This window comes from Asanoa ishikariensis, assembly GCF_900107455.1.
In the GTDB taxonomy this organism is placed as follows: domain Bacteria; phylum Actinomycetota; class Actinomycetes; order Mycobacteriales; family Micromonosporaceae; genus Asanoa; species Asanoa ishikariensis.
On the sequence record NZ_FNQB01000004.1, the window covers coordinates 246121 to 267685 of the forward strand.

Annotated in this window: 19 protein-coding genes; 13 read left to right on the forward strand and 6 right to left on the reverse strand. The window is 69.4% G+C overall.

The genetic code is table 11. The features are described 5' to 3' along the window. The first annotated feature begins 1 nt into the window (after position 1). Positions 2–736, forward strand: coding sequence for a TetR/AcrR family transcriptional regulator (locus BLV39_RS33865; protein WP_176985228.1), 735 nt, complete (start codon positions 2–4; stop codon positions 734–736). Between the two features lie 19 nt (positions 737–755). Then, positions 756–1655 carry a LysR family transcriptional regulator gene (locus tag BLV39_RS33870; RefSeq protein ID WP_090801298.1) on the forward strand — a complete coding sequence of 300 codons (900 nt, stop codon included), beginning with the start codon at positions 756–758 and terminating at the stop codon, positions 1653–1655. A 4-nt stretch (positions 1656–1659) separates the two neighbouring features. On the opposite strand, the gene BLV39_RS33875 is transcribed toward BLV39_RS33870, so the two are convergent. Beyond that, positions 1660–1866, reverse strand: coding sequence for a Rieske (2Fe-2S) protein (locus BLV39_RS33875; RefSeq protein ID WP_090801300.1), 207 nt, complete (start codon positions 1864–1866; stop codon positions 1660–1662). A gap of 1138 nt (positions 1867–3004) precedes the next feature. Here BLV39_RS33875 and BLV39_RS33880 point away from each other — a divergent pair. After that, a complete protein-coding gene (locus BLV39_RS33880) occupies positions 3005–3625 on the forward strand; it encodes a DUF1349 domain-containing protein (RefSeq protein WP_090801302.1) in 621 nt (206 codons plus the stop codon). On the opposite strand, the gene rox is transcribed toward BLV39_RS33880, so the two are convergent. After that, a complete protein-coding gene (gene rox, locus BLV39_RS33885) occupies positions 3587–5038 on the reverse strand; it encodes a rifampin monooxygenase (protein ID WP_090801304.1) in 1452 nt (483 codons plus the stop codon). The two genes, BLV39_RS33880 and rox, sit on opposite strands and share 39 nt — an antisense overlap. 325 nt (positions 5039–5363) lie before the next feature. Between rox and BLV39_RS33890 the strand changes: the two genes are divergently transcribed. Next, a complete protein-coding gene (locus tag BLV39_RS33890) occupies positions 5364–6914 on the forward strand; it encodes a tetratricopeptide repeat protein (protein WP_090801306.1) in 1551 nt (516 codons plus the stop codon). Then, positions 6911–8125, forward strand: coding sequence for a Clp protease N-terminal domain-containing protein (locus tag BLV39_RS33895; RefSeq protein WP_090801308.1), 1215 nt, complete (start codon positions 6911–6913; stop codon positions 8123–8125). The genes BLV39_RS33890 and BLV39_RS33895 overlap by 4 nt, the downstream gene beginning before the upstream one ends. Before the next feature lie 6 nt (positions 8126–8131). Here BLV39_RS33895 and BLV39_RS33900 read toward each other — a convergent pair whose 3' ends face one another. Both BLV39_RS33900 and BLV39_RS33905 read right to left on the reverse strand, forming a co-directional pair. Beyond that, positions 8132–9373: a YlbE family protein gene (locus BLV39_RS33900; RefSeq protein ID WP_204082729.1), complete on the reverse strand. Its 1242-nt coding sequence runs from the start codon at positions 9371–9373 to the stop codon at positions 8132–8134. Continuing rightward, positions 9370–10722: a hypothetical protein gene (locus BLV39_RS33905; protein ID WP_090801309.1), complete on the reverse strand. Its 1353-nt coding sequence runs from the start codon at positions 10720–10722 to the stop codon at positions 9370–9372. Before BLV39_RS33905 ends, BLV39_RS33900 begins: the two co-directional genes overlap by 4 nt. 101 nt (positions 10723–10823) lie before the next feature. Here BLV39_RS33905 and BLV39_RS33910 point away from each other — a divergent pair, with 101 nt between their 5' ends. The 6 genes from BLV39_RS33910 (at position 10824) to BLV39_RS33935 (ending at position 17013) form a co-directional block, all read left to right on the forward strand. Next, complete coding sequence (locus tag BLV39_RS33910) at positions 10824–11330, forward strand: Lrp/AsnC family transcriptional regulator (protein WP_090801311.1); 507 nt, start codon at positions 10824–10826, stop codon at positions 11328–11330. Positions 11331–11482: 152 nt separating this feature from the next. Further along, positions 11483–12775, forward strand: a complete 1293-nt coding sequence (locus tag BLV39_RS33915) for a M24 family metallopeptidase (RefSeq protein ID WP_090801313.1) — start codon at positions 11483–11485, stop codon at positions 12773–12775. A 20-nt stretch (positions 12776–12795) separates the two neighbouring features. Beyond that, positions 12796–13752 (forward strand): sugar ABC transporter substrate-binding protein, encoded by a 957-nt coding sequence (locus tag BLV39_RS33920; RefSeq protein WP_090801315.1) that lies wholly within the window; start codon positions 12796–12798, stop codon positions 13750–13752. After that, the gene (locus tag BLV39_RS33925; RefSeq protein WP_143050005.1) at positions 13689–14792 is read left to right on the forward strand and encodes an ABC transporter permease; all 1104 of its coding nucleotides are present in this window, start codon (positions 13689–13691) and stop codon (positions 14790–14792) included. Before BLV39_RS33920 ends, BLV39_RS33925 begins: the two co-directional genes overlap by 64 nt. Next, positions 14789–16267: a sugar ABC transporter ATP-binding protein gene (locus BLV39_RS33930; RefSeq protein WP_090801319.1), complete on the forward strand. Its 1479-nt coding sequence runs from the start codon at positions 14789–14791 to the stop codon at positions 16265–16267. The genes BLV39_RS33925 and BLV39_RS33930 overlap by 4 nt, the downstream gene beginning before the upstream one ends. Positions 16268–16386: 119 nt before the next feature. After that, positions 16387–17013, forward strand: coding sequence for an RlpA-like double-psi beta-barrel domain-containing protein (locus BLV39_RS33935; protein ID WP_090801321.1), 627 nt, complete (start codon positions 16387–16389; stop codon positions 17011–17013). Between the two features lie 62 nt (positions 17014–17075). Here BLV39_RS33935 and BLV39_RS33940 read toward each other — a convergent pair whose 3' ends face one another. Beyond that, complete coding sequence (locus BLV39_RS33940) at positions 17076–18068, reverse strand: DUF808 domain-containing protein (protein ID WP_090801323.1); 993 nt, start codon at positions 18066–18068, stop codon at positions 17076–17078. Positions 18069–18151: 83 nt separating this feature from the next. On the opposite strand from BLV39_RS33940, the gene BLV39_RS33945 reads away from it, so the two are divergent. Both BLV39_RS33945 and BLV39_RS33950 read left to right on the forward strand, forming a co-directional pair. Beyond that, positions 18152–19357 (forward strand): hypothetical protein, encoded by a 1206-nt coding sequence (locus tag BLV39_RS33945; protein ID WP_143050006.1) that lies wholly within the window; start codon positions 18152–18154, stop codon positions 19355–19357. A gap of 322 nt (positions 19358–19679) precedes the next feature. Then, positions 19680–20963 carry a multicopper oxidase family protein gene (locus BLV39_RS33950; protein WP_204082728.1) on the forward strand — a complete coding sequence of 428 codons (1284 nt, stop codon included), beginning with the start codon at positions 19680–19682 and terminating at the stop codon, positions 20961–20963. A 51-nt stretch (positions 20964–21014) separates the two neighbouring features. On the opposite strand, the gene BLV39_RS33955 is transcribed toward BLV39_RS33950, so the two are convergent. Next, positions 21015–21506 (reverse strand): hypothetical protein, encoded by a 492-nt coding sequence (locus BLV39_RS33955; RefSeq protein ID WP_143050007.1) that lies wholly within the window; start codon positions 21504–21506, stop codon positions 21015–21017. Positions 21507–21565: the final 59 nt, after the last annotated feature.

Consider the following 21565-nt stretch of genomic DNA (forward strand, 5'->3'; position numbering starts at 1 on the left):
CATGGATACGCCGTACGGTAGCGCACCGTTGCCCGTGTGGGAACGGCCCGAGCCCCTACCGCGGGCGGCACCGGTGCCGTTGAGCCGGTCGAAGATCGCCGCGACGGCTCTGCTGCTGGCCGACGAGCACGGCCTGGAGGGCCTGTCCCTTCGCAAGATCGCCAAAGAGCTCGGCGTCGGTCCGATGCGGCTCTACGACTACGTGCTCAACAGGTCCGAGCTGCTCGATCTGATGGTCGACATGGTCTATGCCCAGATCGCCGAGGCCCCGCAGGATGCGGAGTGGCGTGCCACGGTGCTGGCCATCGCCCGTGCGACCCGGGACGCCGCGCTCGCCCACGAGTGGTTCGCCGACGTGCTCGGCGGGCGGCCGCACCTGGGACCGCACGCGCTCGCAGTGGGCGAGGCGACCGCGGCGGCGCTCTTGCATGCCCCGGGCGTGCGCGGCATCGACGATCTCCAGCGGGCGGTAGGCACTCTCAACGCCTTCATCATCGGAGCGCTCCGCAGGGAGATCACCGAGCGACGCACGGCCCGCTCGACCGGCACCGACGAGGCTGCCTGGCAGGCCACCCTCGGCCCTTACGTCACACGCATGCTCGACACCGGCCGATATCCCACCATCGCCCGCCTCGTCATCGACGGCGCCCACCTCGACGCCGACGAGACCTTCGACCGCGGCCTGACCACCGTCCTGGATGGCATCACGGGTAGCCTGCGCCAGCAAGATCCATAAGTGAGGCGGGGGTACGCGGGTGGAGCTTCGCGACATCGAGATCTTCTTGACGCTGGCCGACGAACTGCATTTCGGCCGGACCGCCGAGCGGCTGCACGTCTCGCAGGCGAGGGTGAGCCAGGCGATCAAGGCGCAGGAACGACGCATCGGTGGCGCGCTGTTCGAGCGGACCAGCCGCGCGGTGACGCTGACCCCGCTCGGCGAACAACTCCGCGACGACCTGCGAGTGGGATACGACGCGATCCGGGGCGGTCTGACCCGGGCGACCCAGTCCGCACGCGGCATCACGGGCACCGTGCGGCTGGGGATCATGGGCGCGGTCGGGCACGAGATCCACGACGTCATCCAACTGTTCTGCGACCGCCATCCCGGCTGCGACGTGGTCCAGCACGAGATCCACGTCAGCGATCCGTTCACGGACGTTCGGGCGGGCGACGTGGACCTCGCCCTGGTCTGGCGGCCGGTCCGGGAACCCGACCTCGTCGAAGGCCCGACCCTGCTGACCGAGCGACGCCTGCTCGCGGTGTGGGCCGGCCACGAACTGGCCGACCGGCCGTCGGTGACGAGGGCCGACTTCGGCGGACGGGCCTTTGTGAGCTTGGGCTCGCGAGCGCCGGACTACTGGATCGAATCCATGGTGCCGAGGTCCACCCCCGACGGCACGCCCGTGCTGCGTGGCCCCGAGGTCAAGACCTTCCACGAGGTACTCCACACCGTCGCGACCCGTCAGGCAGTGTCACCGCTGACCGATCACTACGCGCGGTACTACTCGCATCCGGGCATCGTCCTGCTTCGCGTCGAGGACGCACCGCCGAACGAGTGGGCGTTGGTCTGGCGTACGGGCGAACTGTCCCCGCGAGCCCGCGCGTTCGTCGACGTCGCGGTGGCAAGGGGAACGCGCACGTTCGGCCAGGACTGAACGGTCAGAACGTCAGCGGCGGTGGCGGTGCGTCCAGGTCGTCACCGGGCCGGATCTCCGCCGTCCCGGCCGCGACCGTCACCCGGTAGCCCTCGACCCGAGCCCACTCCAGCACCTGCTGGTCGGGCGGCGTGAGGACGATGTCGGTCTTGCCGTCGTTCATCGCGATCAGTGCCTTCAGCAACCCGAGATCGGGCGTCCAAGTCAGCATTCCCAGATCATCCCCAGCAGGTCCCATGAGCGGGATCGGCCAGGGAGATCGTCGCGATGCCTTGCCGGCTGACGCCCTGACTGTCAGCCGAACATCCGTCCACCGCCGCCTAACGGTCTTCCGCTTATCAACCACACGGGCGATCCCGTCGCGCCACCAGTGCGAGCCGCGACGGGAATCCGGCCCGTCGCGGCGCGCGTGATGGGGGTGGGCACGTCGCGGCCCCCGCGACGGGAGGCGGGCGCATTGCGGCGCGCGTGATGGGGGTGGGCACGTCGCGGCCCCCGCGACGGGAGGCGGGCGCATTGCGGCGCGCGTGATGGGCACCGGGCGCGTTGCGGTTCGCGTGATGGGGGGTCGGACGCGTCACGGATCGCGCGATGGGAGGCCAGCGCCCCGCGGTTCGCCGTGACGGGAACTGGCCGGTCGTGGCCATGATTCATAACTGAGCCCCGGCTGCCGCGGGCGCAGGCTCCGCCCGGCGGCACGGCACCTTCGTCCGGACTTGCGGCGGTGTTGTCGGCGCGTCCTCGCCTGAGCCGGTTCGGGTGGGGCTGGTGGCTGGGCGGCCGGCGGGCTGGGCGTGATCATGCGTGGTGGGTCTGTATGGCCAGGGGCGTTCCGCGTGATCCTGTGTGCCAGGTCTGGTCGACACGCCGCGCGAGAACCCGACCAGCCACACACGATCGTGGGTGAGTGCGGTCGGCTTGTGGACCGGCTGAACAGGATCATGGACCAGCACAGTGGAGGGTCCTCATGTCGCGGCACACCGTGCCGCGAACGCGTCCTGGCAGGTGAGCTGACCGTCGGATTCGGTTGTCGCGACGGAAATCCGAGGACTGCGGATCGCCTCGGCGAGGCCCGGTGCCGGGCGGTCAGCACACGGGCCGCGGGCAGCCGGCTGCGCGGTGGCGGATCGCCGGCCGGCGGCATTCCCGTGGCGGGGGTGAGGAGTCTGCGCCCGGCGGCGTACGTGTTCTGGTACGTAAGCACATGCCAGAACACGTACGCCGCCCGGGAACACCCCGGCCCGGCGCATTGGCGGCCACCCAGATGTCCCTGGGGCAGCACCGATATCCCGGCAAAGCCACCGCACACCCAGTGTGCGCGGCAGTCAATCGCTGTACGGTCTTGAGGCATGGCTGACCCCTTGATCATTCCCGGTATGCCGTTCCCGCTCGTTCCCTCGGCCGCGGAGCTCTGGCAGGTGGACGAGGCGGCCGGCGCCGTGACCGTGTCGGCGCAGCCGCACACCGACCTTTTCATCGACCCTGGTGCCGCTGTCAGCGCGGAGTCCCTGCTCAACGCCGCCACGCTGCTCGGCGCCGCGCCAACGGGTGACTTCCAGTTCAGTGCCCGGGTCACGGTGGGCTTCGCGGCGACCTTCGACGCCGGTGTGCTTCTCGTCTGGCTCGACGAGCGGCGCTGGGCCAAGCTGTGCTTCGAGTTCTCACCGGCGGCCGAGCCCATGATCGTGTCCGTCGTCTGCCGTGGTGTCTCGGACGACGCGAACGCTTTCGTGGTGCCGGGCCGCTCGGTGTGGCTGCGGGTCTCACGTCTGGATCAGGTGTACGCGTACCACGCCTCGCTCGACGGCAAGACCTGGCAATTGATCCGAATGTTCGCCTTTGACGAGCACAGCGAGGACGACAGGATCGGTTTCGAGGGGCAGTCGCCGACCGGTGAAGGATGCAGCGCGACCTTCGACGAGATCCGCTTCTCACCGGAACGCCTCGCCGACCTCCGTGACGGCTCCTGACTCGCCGTACCAGCGGGAAAGCTGGCCGTCCAGATCCCGCTGGTCGTCACCGATCCAGGCGACGTGACCGTCGGGACGCAGCAGGACGCACGGAACGTCCAGCGCCGCGACCGGATCCGCGAGGTAGTCGACCCGGTCCGACCAGCCGCCGACACTCAGGCGTTCGGTGCGGTCGAGCAGCAGGCCGCGGCCGCGATGCAGCAGACCGTAAAGAGTGCCCCGTTTCAGGTCGATGTCGGGCAGGCGGCGGCCGAGCAGGTCGGGTCCGGGGCCGAAGTCGTACCGGATGCCGATCGCGGTGATCTTCTCGATCAGATGCCGGTTCACCTCGTTGAAGTCCATCAGCTCGGTGAGCAGTCGGCGCACGGCCTGCGGACCTGGTTCGGTGGACAGCAGCTCCGTCTGCGCGCGGGTGTTGTCCAGCACCTCCGCGGCGACCGGGTGACGTTCGGCCTGGTACGTGTCCAGCAGTGCCTCCGGCGCCCAGCCGTGGACCTGCGCGGCCAGCTTCCAGCCGAGGTTGAACGCGTCCTGCACGCCCAGGTTGAGGCCCTGCCCGCCGATCGGTGGGTGGATGTGCGCCGCGTCGCCGGCCAGCAGCACCCGCCCGACCCGATAACGATCGGCCAGCCGGGTGGCATCTCCGAAACGGGACAACCAACGCGGCGTGTGTACGCCGAAGTCGGTTCCGGCGATTGCGCGTAGCTGTTGTTTGAAGTCCTCGAGGGTGGGCGGTTCCGCACGATCGCTGACTCCCGCGGCAGGCACGACGACGCGACAGACTCCGTCGCCGAACGGCGTGAGGCTGAATCGCCTGGCGGTCTCGCGGAGCTCTGCCACCTTGGCGGCGATCTCCTCCGCGGGCATGCCCACGGCCAGCTCGCCCATCAGCGTCTCGGTCCGCGAGGGCTCGCCGGGGAATCCGACGCCGAGCAGCTTGCGGACCGTGCTGCGCGCCCCGTCACAGCCGACGAGATACCGCGCACGTAGCTGTTCGCCGCCGGCCAGCTCGACGGTCACACCGTCGTCGTCCTGCGCGACACCGGCCACCGCACAACCGCGCCGAACCTCCGTACCCATGGCGATCGCATGTTCTTCGAGCAGATGAACGATGACCGGCTGCGGGATGCCCAGCAGATAAGCGTGGGCGGAGTCCAGGCCCTCGGGCACGGGCTTGTTGATCGCGGCGAAGAAGCCGGCGGCCGGTCGCTGTCGTCCGCGTTCAAGCATCCGCTCCAGCAGCCCGCGCATGGCCATCAGCTCGATGCTGCGAATATGCAGACCGACGATGCGGACGTACGACGTGGGCTCGGTTTCCTTCTCGAGAACGAGGACCCGCACGCCGTGGAGCCGTAGCTCGGCGGCCAGCAGCGCGCCGGTCGGACCGCAGCCGGCAATGATCACGTCAAACATGTGGTGCCTTTCGGGAGTGCCTGTTGGCGAGGCGCTCCCGGCGACACCTACGTCAGTCGCCCGCCCGTGACGGGAAGGGGGAGCACCCACATCGATACAGCGTTCATGGGTCTCACCTCCTCGGGCGGTGTCACGGTCAACGGCAAGCTACAAGCCCGACCATCACCCCGTCCAGCCCTTTACCGGCCACAGCTCACTGCTGACCTCACGATGATCGGCGCCGTGAGCGAACCGTCCGACGTGTCGTATCAACCGACCATCCATTCCGGAAAGACACCATTGCGGCACTACTCTGTGGCATTGACCGCCATTAGGGAGACGCTTCATGGAGCCGTTGATCGCACGGCGAGAAGCGTCCGGCCAGCCTCAGGACGACATCCTCTGGCCGTCGATCGGCCCTGACTTCCGCGCGCACCTGGCCGCCGACGAGCCGCTCCGCTGGACAGGAACCCTCCGCGATGTCTCGGAGCTCCGGCCCGTGGGCGACGATCCGAACATTCTCTGGACCATGGGCGACTTCGACTGCCCCCTGGCGATCACCGACCGACGCCTGATCTACGTCACGCGCGAGATCAAGACAAAGTCCGGACCGATGACCGGCTATCTCATCGGCCTGCACGCGAACGACGACAGGAAGTGGGCTGACCACCGGTACGCGGGTCAGGTGAGATTCGAGTGGCCAACACGGATACAGCTCATTCTCCGCAAGGTCGCCTTCCTCAAACTCGCGGTCATCCTCATCACCTGCCGCCGGCCCGACGGGCAGACGACCGTCATCTCACTGACCATGAGTCTCCACCGGGGCTTTCGCGCGGCGGCCGTCACGGCCTTGGTCCAGGCGTTGGTCCGGGACATCGCCTCCCACCGGCTCATGAGCCGACCCGGTCAGGACACCGCGGCGCTCGAACAACTCCGGGCAACGGCCGCGCCCAGCGCCCAGTCACCGGGCGAGCTGACCTGGGACCTCCCGGCCGCCCTGCCGATCGGCATCGAGGTGCGCCGCCCGCCCACTGCTCCGGTCTCCGTCGCCCAGCCGCCACCGCCGGCCGTCGCCCCGCGCCCCGCGCGCTCCGGCGGGGTCAAACCGCTCAACGTCGTCGCGATGGTGCTCGCCGTCGTCCTGATCGTGTGCGCGTTGGGCAGCCTGCCGGACCTGGGAACGGCCGGCTCCGCGGTGGCGAAGCGAGACGTCGCGCGAGAAGCCACCGCCGCCGGTGACGTCCGTCGGGCCGCCCGCGCGTGGCTCGACGTGCTGGCCGCCGCACCGCGGTCCGTGGAGGCGCTGCTGCGCCTGAGTTGCCTCAGTTGGGACGCCGGCTACCAGGACGAGGCCGTGGCCTATTTCGACCGGGCACTCGGTGCCGGGGTGCGCTGGGACGACACGGTCATCGGCGAGCCGTGCTTCGTCAACGCGCCGACGCTCCACCGCCTTCGGCTCACCTATTACGACGGGAGCTCACCCGCCCTCTACGTGCAGCCGAAGAACGACGACGAGACAGCCGCGATCCTGACCGCGATCGCGCGCGGTGCACCCGGCCCGGCCGAGGAGTCCACTTATCGCGACGCGATCGCGCCCTATCCCAAGGCGCAGGAGTGGCAGCGGCTCCTCGCCATCGGCTGCCTGAATGAGCGGGCCGGCCTGCGGTACCACGCGGGCAAGCATTTCAGCGCGGGCCTCGACCTGCATCTGCGGCTGCGCGAGGAGCCGCTCGCCGTCGGCGGACCGTTGGAGTCGTGCGTCAAGGCCATGGGTCCGAACTACGGGTTCGTCCGTCGCAACGGCTCGGAGCTCTTCTTCCCCAAGGATCTGGGCGACCGGATGTTCATTCCCGAGTCGTCCCCGCTTCCGTCGCGCCTGCCGTTGGTCCTGCCATGAGCGGCGAGTGGACCGACGCCGCTCTCCGGGTCCTGGGGGTGGCCCGCGGTTACGCGGCGGGCCGTCGCGACTGGCTCATCACCGACCTGGACGTGCTGCGTGCGCTCGTCGAAGCGGACGCGACCTGTCCTTGGCTCCTCGGCCAGGCGGGCTTCGACCTCGCCGCGCTGAACACCCGCCTGGTCGAGCACACGAACCGCCTGCCGCATCGGTCGTCGAACGGCGAAATGCCGATGCCCAACGCCACGGTGACCAGGATCCTGGCCGGTGCGCAGGAAGGTGCCCGCCGTGCTGGCGCGCCCGCGTCGCACAGCACGGACCTGCTCGAAGCCGTCGCCGCGGTGAACGAGGGTGCGGCGCACTTCATGCTCGCCGAGGGCGGCGGCCGGCTCGAGGACGTGCGCGCGGACCGCGCACCGCGGCCGGTCACCCCGCGGCGAGCAGTCGACCAGCCACAACCCGTCAGGCAGCCCATGAGCGGGAGTCTCGTCGGCACCGGGGCGCTGGTCGGCTTCGCCGCGATCGGCACGACGCTGCGCGGCCTGCTCCGCTTCGCGAACCAGCAGGTGACCCTGCTGGCCTTCCTGCCCGGCGTCATCGCCCTCGTCGGTGTGCGGGCGTTCACCGCGCGCGCCGCGCAGGTGCCCTACACCGTGCGACTCAACCGCTGGCCGGGCGACGTGACCCTGCCCGAGGACTTCAACCCGGCGACCCGCGGCGCGTGGCGCATGACGGCCGTGCGCCTGTTCCCGTCGGTGGTCCTGCTGGTCCTGGGCACTCTGCTCCTGGCTCCGTTTCTGATCCGCCAGGCGGCGCTGTCCACCGCGATCCTCCCGGCCCTGTCACACAATCCGGGCGTCGCGATCCGCGAGGGCGGGCCGGGACGGATCGCGCTCAACGCCTTCCTCACGTACGGCCTGATCGACCTCGTGAAGATCTGGTGCGGCATCGCCTTCTGGTTCTGTGCGGCCCCGAAATACGAGCAGGTGGCCGAGAGCCGCACCGAGCTCAAGGACGCGGCCAGGAGCGGCAGCAAGCTCCTGGCCGGGACGGTCCGCGTCGCGTTGGCGCCGTTGCAGGGAATCCTCTGGCTGTTCAAGCCCATCGACGAGGTCGCCTTGTGGCTGGGCGCGAACGTGCTGGTGGCAAGCGGCGGCGTGACGGTCGCCGTCTGCGGAATCGCCTGTCTCACCGTGTTCTCGTGGTGGTGACCCCCGCTAGCCGAGGGCCGCGGCCGCTTTGGCGAAGCACTCCATCGGCGCACGCAGGATGCCCGCGCCGATCTGGCCGCCACCGCGTCCCGCCAGCCCGCCGTCGATGACCGGCTGGATGCCGGTCTCCACGACCTTGAACACGTCGATGCCGACCGGGCTGCCGCGGAAGGCCAGGAACGGGATCCGGTACTCCGGGTGCTCGGCCACCGTGATCTGGTACATCCGCTGGTTCATGTCGACCATGGCCTGCGGGCTGCCGCCCTGGTACTGCTGGAGCGCGAACGCCGCGGCCTGAGCGAATCCGCCCAGTCCGGTGGTCTCGGTGATGTGCGACTCGCCGCCCATCCACTCGATGTCGTCCTCGGTGAAGCCGTCGAAGAGTCGGCAGTCCACATCGGGCAGTGGACCGCGGTGCCAGGTGTCGCCGGTGCCGCTGACCCGGATGCCGAACTCCCGGCAACTGATGCTCATCGCGGTCACCACGCTCGAGTGCGCGACGTCGCGGGCCGAGTCGGCGGAGACCTTGGCCGCCGCCATCGCCAGGCGCAGGAACGAGTAGTCGCTGTCCGCCAGGAAGCCGTAGGCGGTGCGCACCGCCAGGTGGTCGCCGTCCGCGGCCATGTCCAGCAGCACCGGGGTCAGGGCCTTGAGGAACAGCGTGGTCGCCGCCGTGTTGCGGCTGTGCAGCTCGTCGCCCATCCGCAGGGCACGGGCGATCAACGGCGTCAGGGGTACGCCGCCCGCGCGTCGCACTGCCTCGGCCAGGACGGGTGCGAGCCCGTCGCGCAGGAAGTCGAGCCCGGCCGCGACCGTCTCGTCGTACACGCCGTAGTTGAGCCTCTTGCGCGACTCGCCCTCGTACATGTTGCAGAAGCCGCGCACGCCGGTGGCGGCGTCCTCGACGACGAAGACCGGCATGGACGCGGTGTAGAGCCCGGCGACCGAGCCGACACAGCCGTGGTCGTGGGTGCTCTCGACGGTGATCCGGTTCTCCCGGATCGCGGCGTCGGCCGTGTCGAGGTCAGGGGCGAGTCCTTCGTAGACGGCGGCGGACAGGATCGCGTGCCGCTGCCCGCCGTAGTAGTCGGACCACGCCAGCGGCGGCCCCGAGGTGAGGATCGTGGTCGGTGTCATGCCGGGCACGACGGCCCCGGCCGGCTCGACGCCGACCAGCGTCGGCCGCGCCGCGCACATCCGCTCGGCCGCGACCCGGTTCGCCTTGTCCCGCAACGACGGCGCGGTCACCACAGCTCCAGGTATTTCGCGCGTTCCCAGTCGCCGACCACCATGTTGTACTCCAACCACTCGGCTTCCTTGTAGTTCGCGTACGCCTCGTGCACCGGGCCGAGAACCTCGGCCATCAGCTCGCTCTCGCGGAACGCGGCCACGGCGGCGCCGAGCGTCGAGGGCAACCGGTGCACGCCGGCCGCGTCCAGTTCCTTCTCCGACCGCGAGTACGTGTCGTAGTTGACCGGGTCGCCGGGCTTGAGCCCACGCCGGATGCCGTCCAGGCCGGCGGCCAGCGTGACCGCGGCGCCGAGATGGAAGTTCACCGCGCTGTCCGCGACCCGCACCTCCAGGCAGCGCCGGTTGGCCGGGAGCCGGCACATCAGAGTGCGGTTGTTGTCGCCGTACGCCCGATAGACCGGGGCCCAGGAGATCTCGTCCATGAGCCCGCGGGGCATGAGCCGCTTGTACGAGTTGACGGTGGGCGCGAGCACCGCGGTCAGTGCGGCCGAATGATGCAGGACGCCGGCGGTGAACTGGCGCGCGACCTCGCTGTAGCCGGTGCCGCTGTCGAACCGGTTCGCGCCCGTGTCGAGGTCGGCGAGGCTGAGGTTGAAGTGGGCGCCGGAGCCGAAGGAGCTCTGGAACGGCTTGGGCATGAACGTCGCGAGGCAGCCCAGCGAGCGCGCGACGTGCTTGGCCATCAGCCGGAAGATCACCATGCGGTCGGCGGTCGTGACGACGTCGCTGTAGCCGAAGTCGAACTCGTACTGCCCCTCGCCGCCCTCGTGGTCGAAGGAGTAGACGCCCCAGCCGAGCGCGTCCATGTGGTCGACCATCTGTTCCAGGAACGGGTCGGCGAGCATCGTGGTGTAGACGTCGTAGCCGCGGGTGGGCGCGTTGACGGTGTCCTCGGCCACGAACGGCGCGAGCTGGCCGTCCGCGCCCCGGCGCAGCACGTACACCTCGGGCTCGACCCCGAAGTCACACCGGAAGCCGAGCTCCGCGGCGGCCGCCGCTTGGTCCTGGAGGATGCGCCGGAAGTCGAAGGGGTACGGCTTGCCGCCGAGCACGAGGTTGACCGGCGCGATCGCATAGCGGGTGTCCCAGGGCAGCACCGTGACCGCGGACAGGTCCGGGTGGCCGCTGCACTCGTCCTCGTTGGGGCCGAGCTCGCCCATCCCTTCGAGGGCGCCCACGGTATAGAGTTCCGACCCGCCCGCGGCTGACGTGAGGTGCCCGATGGGCACGCATTTCGACTTCGGCACTCCGTGGATGTCGGTGTACGCGCCGAAGAAGTAGCGCACGCCGGCGTCGACGAGCCGGCGCCGCACCTCGTCGACCTGCGTGGACGGTGTCTGTGTCACGGGCAGAAGTCAGCACCCGTTCGAATCGGAAGTCAAGGCAGGGTTACCTGCGGGCGTCGATCTTCGTATCATTTGGGCCTGAGAGAAACGGATCTCGAATCATGGCGGATGAACCGACGAAGGCCCTCCCGCGCCTGGAGGACCTCGTCCCGCGTCAGACCGACGCACTCGACCGGCGCATCATCGGCTTTCTCCAGACCGACGGCCGGCTCAGCAACACCGAGATCGCCCGACGGTTGAAGGTCACCGAGACGACCGTCCGCAAGCGCATCAAGGCGCTGGTCGACGACGGTCTGGTCAACGTGGTCGGCATACCGCACCCCAGCGTCGCCGGGCTGACCGTGTCCGCGATCATCGGGATCCGGGTGCAACTCGCCAAGCTGCACCAGGTCTCCGACCAGCTTCGCTCGTACCCGGAGGTCCGCTACGTGGGACTGGCGGCGGGCCGCTACGACATCATCGTCGAAGCGTTCTTCACCGACCAGGAGCACGTGCTGGAGTTCGTGAGCGGGCGGCTCGGCGACCTGGAAGGCGTGACGGCGGTGGAGAACTCGCTGATTCTCAAGGTGGTCAAGTTCTCCTACGAGTGGCAGGTGGACGTCACCTGAGCGGCCAGTGGTGCGGTTCGATTTCCGCACTTAACGGGTCGTTCGAACTCGATATCCGGTGCGGAGCGCAACTTCTCCGTTGACTCTCGAAGATCGCGGTCTTAGCGTGCTGGCACCGCCGAGAGTCGGCGCGTCGCCTTCAAGGAACCGCCATGGCCGAGCAGGTCAGCTTCCACCCGGAGCGCGAGTTCGACGAAGCGCTCGGACTCCTCCACGACGAAACCCTAGCCCCGCCGGACCTCGGCGGTCGTGAGCCCGCATACCCCGACTTCCCGACAGCGGAACACCAGCTTCGGTACGCCCGGCTGACCCGGTTGCTCGAGGCGTACGACCTCGACGCTCTGGTGCTCACCCAGGAGGAGACGATCCGCTACCTCAGCGGGTACGTCTCGGTCATCTGGGCGGTCGGCCGCTGGTTGCCCGGCTGCATGATCGCGACCCGCGACCCTCGGGACGCCGTGCTGATCCCGTCGGCGTTCGACGTCGGCGCGGCCCACGGCACCTCGTGGGTCGGCACGATCGACGGCCATCCCGACCCGATGGCGATCCCCGACAAGGTCTCTGGTCACCTCGAGCGGCTGGGCCTGCGCGCGGGCCGGATCGGCATGGAGACCGGCGCCGGCGCGGTCGTCATGCTGCCCTGGCCGGCCGCCCAGGCGCTGGTGAAGGCCGTCGACCCGGTCGACGCCACGAAACTGATCAGCACGCTGCGGATGGTCAAGACGCCGGCGGAGGTCGACCGGCTCCGGGCGGCCGTCACGGCCACCACCGCCGGTTACCGGGCCGCGATGGAGGCCGCCCGCGCCGGCATGACCGAGCGGGAACTGGTCGGGATCGCCGCGGCCACGATGTTCGGCTCGGGAATCACCGCCGGCACCAAGCCGGTCTACCTCAACTGCGTGGCGGGCCGCGACCGGTACGGGCTCGTCGACACCACCGCGTCCGACCGTCCGCTGGCCGAAGGCGACGTGGTCTTCCTCGACGGCGGGGGAGCCCGCGACGGCTACATCTCCGACATCATCCGGCTGATCGCGATCGGCCGGATCAGCGACGAGGCGGAGCGCTACGCCGCTATCGCCGGCGCGGCACTGGACGCCGCGATCGCGACCATCCGGCCCGGCGTACGCGTGTCGGAGGTCTTCGGGGCCGGTCAGGCGGTCTTCGATGCCGAGGGAGTGGGTGGTTCGGGCGGTGGCCTGTCCGGACACGGCATCGGCCTGGAGTTGTGGGAGCGGCCGTTCGTGCGCGACCACACGGGCGACCCGGTCGAGGACGTGGCCCTGCGTCCCGGCATGACGCTGTCGATCGAACCGATCCTCATGCCCTCGGACGACGCGGGGCTGGTCGGCGTCTTCGTCTTCGAGAACCAGATCCATGTGACCGCGGACGGTGCCGAGGTGCTCTCGGGCGACCTCGAGACCCGCTTGTGGCGAGCCCCCGCGTAACCCCTTTAGGAGCCTCCCGAATGAGAAGAACCATCAGCGTGGCGGCAGCGGCTCTGCTCGGACTGTCGACCCTGGCCGCGTGCGGTGACAAGGGCGATGCCGGCGCGTCGTCGGACGCCAAACTCGTCTACGGCATCCCGTCGCCGCTGTCGACGGAGCCTGGCGAGCACAACATCAACCTGGGCATCACCTGCTACGCCGAGAAGAACGGCGGCAAGGTGATCACCCTCGACGCGAACCTCGACGTGAACAAGCAGATCTCCGACTTCGACAGCCTGCTCGCGCAGGGTGCCAACGTGCTGGCGTTCCTGCCGCTGGACCAGAAGGCGTTCACCGCGCCGTTCGGCCGGGCCAAGGACGCCAACGCCATCGTCGTCGAGCTGTACAACGCGAAGACCACCGCGCCCGGCGGCGTCTACGAGGACAGCCGCGAGGCGGGCGCCGACGCCACCAAGTACGTGGCCGAGAAGCTCCCGAACGGCGCCAAGGCCCTGTTGATCGGCGGCCCGCCGATTCCGGCCGTGACCGAGCGGATGGAGGGCTTCAAGGAGAACGCCGCCGCCAACAAGATCACGATCCTGGAGCAGGCGGACAACCTGAAGGACAACGTCAACGACGCCCGTGCGCTCGCGGACGACCTGCTCACCAAGCACCCCGACGTGCAGGTCATCTTCGGGTTCAACGACAACTCCGCGGTCGGCGCCGGTCTCGCGGCCAAGGCGCGTGGGATGAAGGACGTCATCATCTTCGGCATCAACGGCACCCCCGAGGGCATCGCGGCGGTCAAGGACGGCACGATCACCGCCACCTACGACGCCGACCAGTGGGGCATGGGCTTCAAGGCCGCGGAACTGGGCGCGAAGCTCAAGAAGGACGGCGGGACGGCTACGCCGATCGCGTCAGAGTTCAAGCGGTGGGACGCGTCGAACGCGGCCGAGTGGGTGCCCGCCGAACAGCGCTGCGCAGCGGCGAAGTGAACGACGCGCTGCGGGTCGCCGGCGCCGACGCATCCCCGTCGGTCTCCGTCGGCGACCCCGGTCCGCGCGGCCGTCGCGGCAGGCTCGCGACGGCCGTCGCGGAGGCGCCTCCCTGGACGGGCGTCGGTGTCGTGCTCGTGGTGATGGTGGTCGGGCTGGCCGTCAGCCAACCGCTCTTCCTGACCTACCTGAACCTCAACAACGTCGCCCGCGGCCTGGCGATCCCGCTGCTGCTCGCGATCGGCGCGACCCTGCTGCTCACCACCGGCATGATCGACCTGTCGATCGGCTCGATGCTGGCGCTGTGCACGATGGTCGCCGCCGGCTGCCTGGTGGCCGGCCTGCCGGCCTGGGTGGCGCTGCTCGCGACGATCCTGGCCGGCGGCGTGCTCGGTGCGGTGAACGGAGCGTTGATCGCCAAAGCGGGGCTCTCGTTCTTCGTGGTCACCCTGGGCGCCCTGGCGGTCTACCGATCGGCGGCCCAACTGCCGACCGAGGGGATCAGCGTCCAGCTCTCCGACAAGGCCGGGTTCGGTCTGTTCACCTGGCTCGGCGACGGCGAGATCGGCCCGGTCTCCGTGCCGGTCGTGGTCGCCGTGCTGACGCTGGCGCTCGCCTTCTTCGTCATGCGCTGGACCAACTTCGGCCGGCAGGTGTACGCCGTGGGCGGCAACGAACATGCCGCGCGCCTGTCCGGCATCCCGGTCGAGCGGGTCCGGATCGCGGTCTTCTCCGTCAACGGCCTGCTCGTCGGGCTCGCCGCGGTGCTGTTCGCCGGCCGCATCCAATCCGGGTCCCCGCTCATCGGCCAGGGCATCGAGCTCGAGGTCATCGCCGCCGTACTGCTCGGCGGAACGAGCTTCCTCGGCGGGCAGAGCTCGCTGGTCGGCACGACCCTCGGAGTGCTGTTCATCGCCGTACTCCAGAACGCTCTGAACCTCGTCGGTGTGCAGGCGCTGTGGCGTGGCGTCGTCACCGGCGCGGTGCTGATCCTGGCTGTCTGGATCGACCGGCTGCGGCGCGGGAAGGCAGCCTCATGACCCAGGTGCGGATGCGCGGCATCGTCAAACGCTTCGGCGGCGTCACGGCGCTGCGCGGCGTCGACCTCGACATCGCGCCCGGAGAGATCATCGGCCTGGTCGGTGAGAACGGGTCCGGCAAGTCCACGCTCATGCGCATCCTCGCCGGTGACGAGACACCCGACGCGGGGGAGGTCGTCGTCGACGGTCACCCGCTGCCGCCCGGCGACGTGCCGGCCCGGCTCGCCGCCGGCGTCGGCGTGGTCTTCCAGGAGCCGAACCTCTGCCCGGAGCTCGACGTCGCCGAGAACCTGTTCCTCGGTGCGTGCCGGACCAGCCGTGGCGTGGTCCGCTGGGGTGCCACCCGGCAGGCGGCGACCGACGTGCTCGACCGGGCCGGCATTCCGTTGCGGGCCGGGGCCAAGGTGCGGGCACTGTCCAAGGACGACCGCCACCTGACCGACGTCGCGCACCTGCTCGCCCGCGGCACCCGGGTCCTGGTGCTCGACGAGACCACCGCCTCGCTGACCGACGACTACGTGCGCCGGCTGTTCGCGATCGTCCGCGCCGAGCGCGACCGCGGCACGTCGGTCGTGTTCATCAGTCACCGCCTCAACGAGATCTTCGAGCTGTGCGACCGGATCGCGGTCCTGCGCGACGGCGAACTGGTCGCGGTCCGAACCGCCTCCGAGACCGACGAGGCACAGATCATCCGTGACATGGTCGGCCGCGCGCTGGCCGGCAAGGCGTTGCGGCTGCCGGTGACGCCGGGCGACGTGCGCCTCTCGCTGGACGGTGTCACCGCCGGCCGCCTCGCCGACCCGCTCTCGTTCGACGTGCACGCCGGTGAGACCGTCGGCATCGGCGGGCTGGTCGGCAGCGGGCGCTCGACCGTACTCGAGGCGATCTTCGGCCTGCGGCGCCGCACCGGACAGATCACGGTGGACGGCCGCCGGCTCAAGCCGTCGGCACCACGGGCGGCGGTCGCGGCCGGGCTGGGATACGTGCCCGAGGACCGCCGCGAGCACGGCCTCGCGATGGACATGTCGGTGCGGGCGAACGCCACGTTCGCGTCGTCCGGTCAGCGCGCGTGGACCCGGCGCGCATCGGCGTCCCGCGACGCCGCTCTCGTCTCCCACCTTCGCGAACGACTCGCGCTCAAGGCGCCGGACCCCGACGCGCCGATCCGGACGCTGTCCGGCGGCAACCAGCAGAAGGTCGTGCTGGGCCGGTGGCTGGGCGGGCAGCCGCGGGCGCTGCTGCTGGACGAGCCGACGCGCGGGATCGACGTCGGCGCCAAAGCACAGATCTACGAGATTCTCCAGGCCCTGACGGAGGAGGGCACGGCGATCCTGCTCGTCTCCTCGGAGCTGGAAGAGCTGCTGGGTCTCGCGGATCGGACCGTGGTGCTGCGCGAGGGACGCGTCCGTGGCTGGTTCGGTCGGGATCCCGAACCAGAGGACGTCGCCGTCGCCATGGCCGGCAGCGCGGCGTGATCGTGGGGTGACCTTGGTGGAGTTAAGGAACATTTAGGAATGTAAACCAATCCGTATCGCCTGCCCCGGACGTATCCCCTGGTGCTGCAACCCGGCAGCCGACGTTCGAGGAGCGACGCATGCACAGGAAAAGCAGGACGACCGGCCGGGCGCGGAAACTGTTCCTCGGTGGCGCGGCGGTGGCTCTGCTCGCGGGCGCGTTCGCGGTCGGCACCGGGCTCAGCAACGCCGGCGAGAGCTGCGCCGGCCTGGACACCGCGCTGCGCAACAACCTGAACTTCATCGCCGGCCAGCGGGCCAACCCGGACGCCCAGTCCGCGGCGCGGATCGAGAACCGCCGGGCCGTCGTCGACCTCATCCAGCAGCGTCGCGTCACCGCCGGGTGCACCGCGAAGGTCGTCGCCGACCCGGTCGCCGCCGCACCGGCCAAACCCACCCGGCCCACGACCGCGCCCACTACCAAGGCGCCGTCCGGCGGCGGATCCGGCTCGGCGTCCGGGGAGGTCGTCTGCAAGGGCTCGACCGTGACCTTCTTCAACGAGAACGCCGGGCCCGCCGCGTCCAGCGGAACGTTCCCGATCGGGACCCGGTTGCGTGTCACCAACCTGGACAACAACAAGAGCACGACGGTGCGGGTGACCAGCCCGTCCGGCAGCTGCGTGCTCCTGAACAACGCGGCCTACGAGACGGTCCGCGAGCCCGGCAAGAACCTGATCCGGCGCGCCCTGATCGAACGGGTCGGCTGACGGTTACCGCAACGGCCTGCGCTCACCTTGTACGCGAGGTGGGCGCAGGCCGTTGTTTGGCGCTACCTGTCGCTTGCGGCCGGGTCTACCGCCTTCGGCTCGTCCGTACCCGCGTCGGTGTGCTCGGCCGTTGCCTTGCTCCGGTGGAACGTCACGCTCATGACGGCCACGATCACCGCGCCGACGATCAGACCGACGATCGCGCTGGCGATCGTGTTGACCAGCCAGCCCACCAGGCCGCCGAGGGCGCCCGTGGCGTCGTGGGCCGCCTCCTCCAGGTGGTGCACGGACTCGTACAGGAAATGCAGTCCGAGCTCGTCCGCACCGACCAGCAGGATGTGTCCGCCAACCCACAGCATCGCGGCGGTGCCCACCACCGTCAGGAACGTGAGGACCCGGGGCATCGCCTTGACCAGGCCGCGGCCGAACCGCGCGACGCCCGCGCCCGGGAGCTGGGACAGCCGCAGGCCGACGTCGTCCATCTTCACGATCAGGCCGACCGCGCCGTAGACCAGCACGGTCATGGCGATCGCGACGATCACGAGGATCACCAGGCGGGACACGAACGACTCGTCGGCGACCTCGTTCAGCGAGATCACCATGATCTCCGCCGACAGGATGAGGTCGGTCCGGATCGCCCCGGAGACCAGCGTCTTCTCGTCGGCCTGCCGTTCCTCGCCCGCGCCGTGGGCGTCATGATGAGCGATCTTGGCCCAGACCTTCTCGGCGCCCTCGTAACACAGGTAGGCGCCACCGATCATGAGCAGCGGGGTCAGCAGGACCGGGAGGAACTGGCTGAGGACCAGGATCACCGGCAGGATGATCAGGAACTTGTTGCGCAGCGAGCCCAGCGCGATGCGCTTGACGATCGGAAGCTCGCGCTCCGCCGCCAGGCCACGCACGTACTGCGGGGTGACGGCGGCGTCGTCGATGACGACCCCGGCGGCCTTCGATCCGGCCTTGGCCGCGGCCAGCCCGACGTCATCGATGGACGCGGCCGCCGCACGCGCCAAGACCGCCACATCATCCAACAGTGCCGCGAGTCCAGCGCTCACCAAGGCTCCTTCGCCATCGACGGGTACGTGTGAGCGCCTATTCTCGTCGCCGCCCGCAATTCGCGCAGGACGGGGTGAGCCATATGGGTTGGTTGGCAGGTTCGGAGACGTCGCCGTTGGCGGCTGGGCCGCTGGATCGGTGGCTGACGCCGCGGATGGACCTGTCCTGGCGGCCGACCTCGCACCCGATCGACCAGCCTGTGCCGAAGCTCGGTGGGCAGCCGGTCTGGCTGGACGAACCGTTCTGGCCGGTGTCCGGACAGTTCGGCATTCCGATGACGTTCGTGGGGCAGTTCCCGCTGCCGGGCGCCGGCCTGCGGATGACCTACCTGTTCGTGACCCAGGATGACCTCTGCCTGGCGACGACGTTCGAACCCGAGGGCGGAGAGAGCGCGCTGCTCGTCCAGCCCGGGGGCCGCGTTCCGTGGTTCGTGAAAGGCGTAGCCGAACGGACCGGACCGACCCTGTGGCGCCGCGGCGACCAATGGACCGACCGGATACCCGTCGAGCTCCACGAAAATCCACCCGACCGCGCGGCGATCTATCGCCACTACGAGAAGCAGACGCTTACCGGGGTCGGTGTGTTCAAACGGGCGGAACGCACATCGGCCAAGCAGCAGGCGGCGGCCTGGGCCGATGCGGAGGCAGCTCGGCAGTGGGCGGCGCTCAAGAGCCAGCAGGCGCAGTGGCAGCAAGCGCTCGACCAGCAGTGGCAGGCGTTGGTCAGCAACGACCCCGACGCGGTGCTGCGGACGCTGGCGGAGGCATTCGAGGACAACGAGGCCGCATCTGACGCCGTGGGCGTCGACGGGGACGAGGTATCGCTCGTCGTGTTGGTGCCACCGGCGTCGCAGGCGATCCCCGAGCAGATGCCGGGGCGGACGGCTGCAGGCAACCTTTCGTTGAAGAAGATAACGCAGGCCGACAAGGCTGACTTCTTCAAACAGTTCGTCTGTGGGCAGGTCCTCGTCACGCTGCGCGAGGCGTTCGCCGTCGCCCCGGGTCTTCGGGCCGCCCGGGTGATCGTGCTGCGGAACGACGGCCGGGACCCGTACGGGCGCCCCGACATGCCCTGTCTGGTCGCCGTCTCCGTGGCTCGGCGAGCGCTGGAGGGAGTGCGCTGGCGCGACGCTGACGCGGTCGACATCCTCAACGCGGCAGCGCACGAGAAGCTGATGGCTCAGAAGGGGCGCAGCAAGGAGCTCAGCCCGCTCGACTTGAGTTACGAACCCGACATCACCGCACTCATCAACGCCGTCGACCTCGAAGAGCTTGGCGCCAGCACCTGAAAGATCCTCACCCCAGTCGCCCGGACGCTCGATCGCTCGACCGAAAAGATGACTCTGTGTGTCGCTACCGGCACTTAGTGAGTTGGTCTTGGACACTCAGCGGGTGGAGGGGTCGATGGTCAGCAGGCGCAACGTCATCGTCAGTGCGACAGCAGGGGTGGCCGCCCTAGTCACGGCTGGGGCGGCGGGTGCCGCGCGGGGCACCGACGCCGGCGCGGCGCCGCCCGCGGCTTTGCCCGAGGCCGCGCGCGCGACGGGTCATCCGGGCCATACCGGTCACGTGGCTCCGGTGGAACGGGCCGTCGCGCCGTTCAGTGTCCGCATGCCCGTTCCGAAGGTGCTCCAGCCGCAGTCCACCAAGGGCGACAACGATTTCTACGTCGTGACCGCCAAGAAGGCCAAGGTCGAGATTCTGCCGGGTACGCGCACCGAGGTGTTCACGTACGCGGGGATGTTCCCTGGACCGACGCTGCGGGTCCGCACCGGGCGGACGGCCATCGTCAGGCACACCAACGACCTCGACATGGGCACCGTGGCGCATGTGCACGGGGGCTGCACCCCTGCGAGCAGCGACGGCTTCCCGACCGACACGCTCGCGCCGGGCAAGAGCCGCGACTACGTCTATCCGAACAAGCAGCGCGCCGCCACGTTGTGGTACCACGACCATGCTCATCACATGGAGGCCGAGCACGTGTTCCGCGGGCTCGCCGGCTTCTATCTGATCGACGATCCGGCGGAGGCCGCGCTGCGCCTGCCCAGCGGCGATTACGACATCCCGATCATGCTGCGGGACGCGCGGTTCGACGACAAGGCTCGGATGGTCTTCGAGAAGGACGACTTCCAGGGCCGGACCACGATCCTGGCCAACGGCAAGCCGCAGCCTTACTTCCCGGTCGCCGCGCGGCGGTACCGGTTGCGTTTCGTCAACGCCTCCAACCTGCGGACGTTCACGCTGCGGCTCGGCAAGGACACCCAGGTCGCCCAGATCGCCAGCGACGGCGGCCTGCTCGCGGCGCCGGCGGCCGTGCGGTCGTGGCGGATGACGCCGGGGGAGCGGATCGAGGTGGTCGTCGACTTCAGCCGGTTCAAGGTCGGCAGCCAGGTCATTCTCAATGACGCCGAGGTCGGGCCGGTGATGCGCTTCGACGTCGGCCGCTCGGCCACCACCGACACGAGCCGGGTGCCGGATCGCCTCAGCACCCTCCCGGCGCTGCCGACCGCGACGGGCAAGCGGAAGATCGTGCTCAGCTTCGACCGGACCAATGGCCGGTTCCTCATCAACGGACGAGAGTTCGACCAGAAGCGCGTCGACACGGAGATCAAGCTCGGCACCACCGAGGTGTGGACCGTGACGAACGACAGCACCAACTTCGCCATCCCGCACAACTTCCACCCGCACCTGGTCCAGTTCCGGGTCCTGGACCGCAACGGCCGGCCACCGGCACCGGGCGAGGCCGGCGTGAAGGACACGGTCGCGGTCGGCCCGGGCGAGACCGTCCGTCTACAAGCGACTTTCGGGCCGTACATCGGGAAGTATGCCTATCACTGCCACATGATCGACCACTCGTCGAGCGGCATGATGGCCCAGATGAAGATCGTCGCCTAGCGAACCTCAAGGGATGGCCCCGGTCGTGGACCGGGGCCACCTTTCACCTGTTCAGCAGGCGCCAGTCCACTTGGCCGATGCCGCGTTGAGCCAGACCGTCGAGCCGAATCCGCTCTTGCCGCTGCCCTTGTTGAACACCAGGCCCGGGTTTTCCCACATGTCGTAGGCGTAACCAGGCTGAATGCAGAACCAGGCACCCGTGTAGTTGGATCCCCAGTAGAGCCTGATCCAGTCGCAGTTGTTGCACTGCGTGCCGCGGTTGGTGACGGAGGAATTCCGGTTGGTGCAGCCGCCGAGCGTCGGTGCGACGCCGGAGAATATGCACAACCCGGTTGGAATGCCGGAAGGGGCACCTACGTAGAAGTTGCCGTCGGCGCAGGCGTAGTCCCAGCCTCCGCACGGATTGGCGGCCAGGAGCTGCTGGTTGAGGGCGGATTGTGAGGCACTGGCGCCCGGCTTGCCGGTGGCCTGGGCCACGGCCGGCATCCCGATCATCGCGAGGATGATCGTGCAGGCGAGCAGGATTCTCGCTGGAATTCTCACGGATTTTTCTCCCCGTACCGCATCGATTCCGGTAGCGCGCGCTCGTTGGTCATATCGTC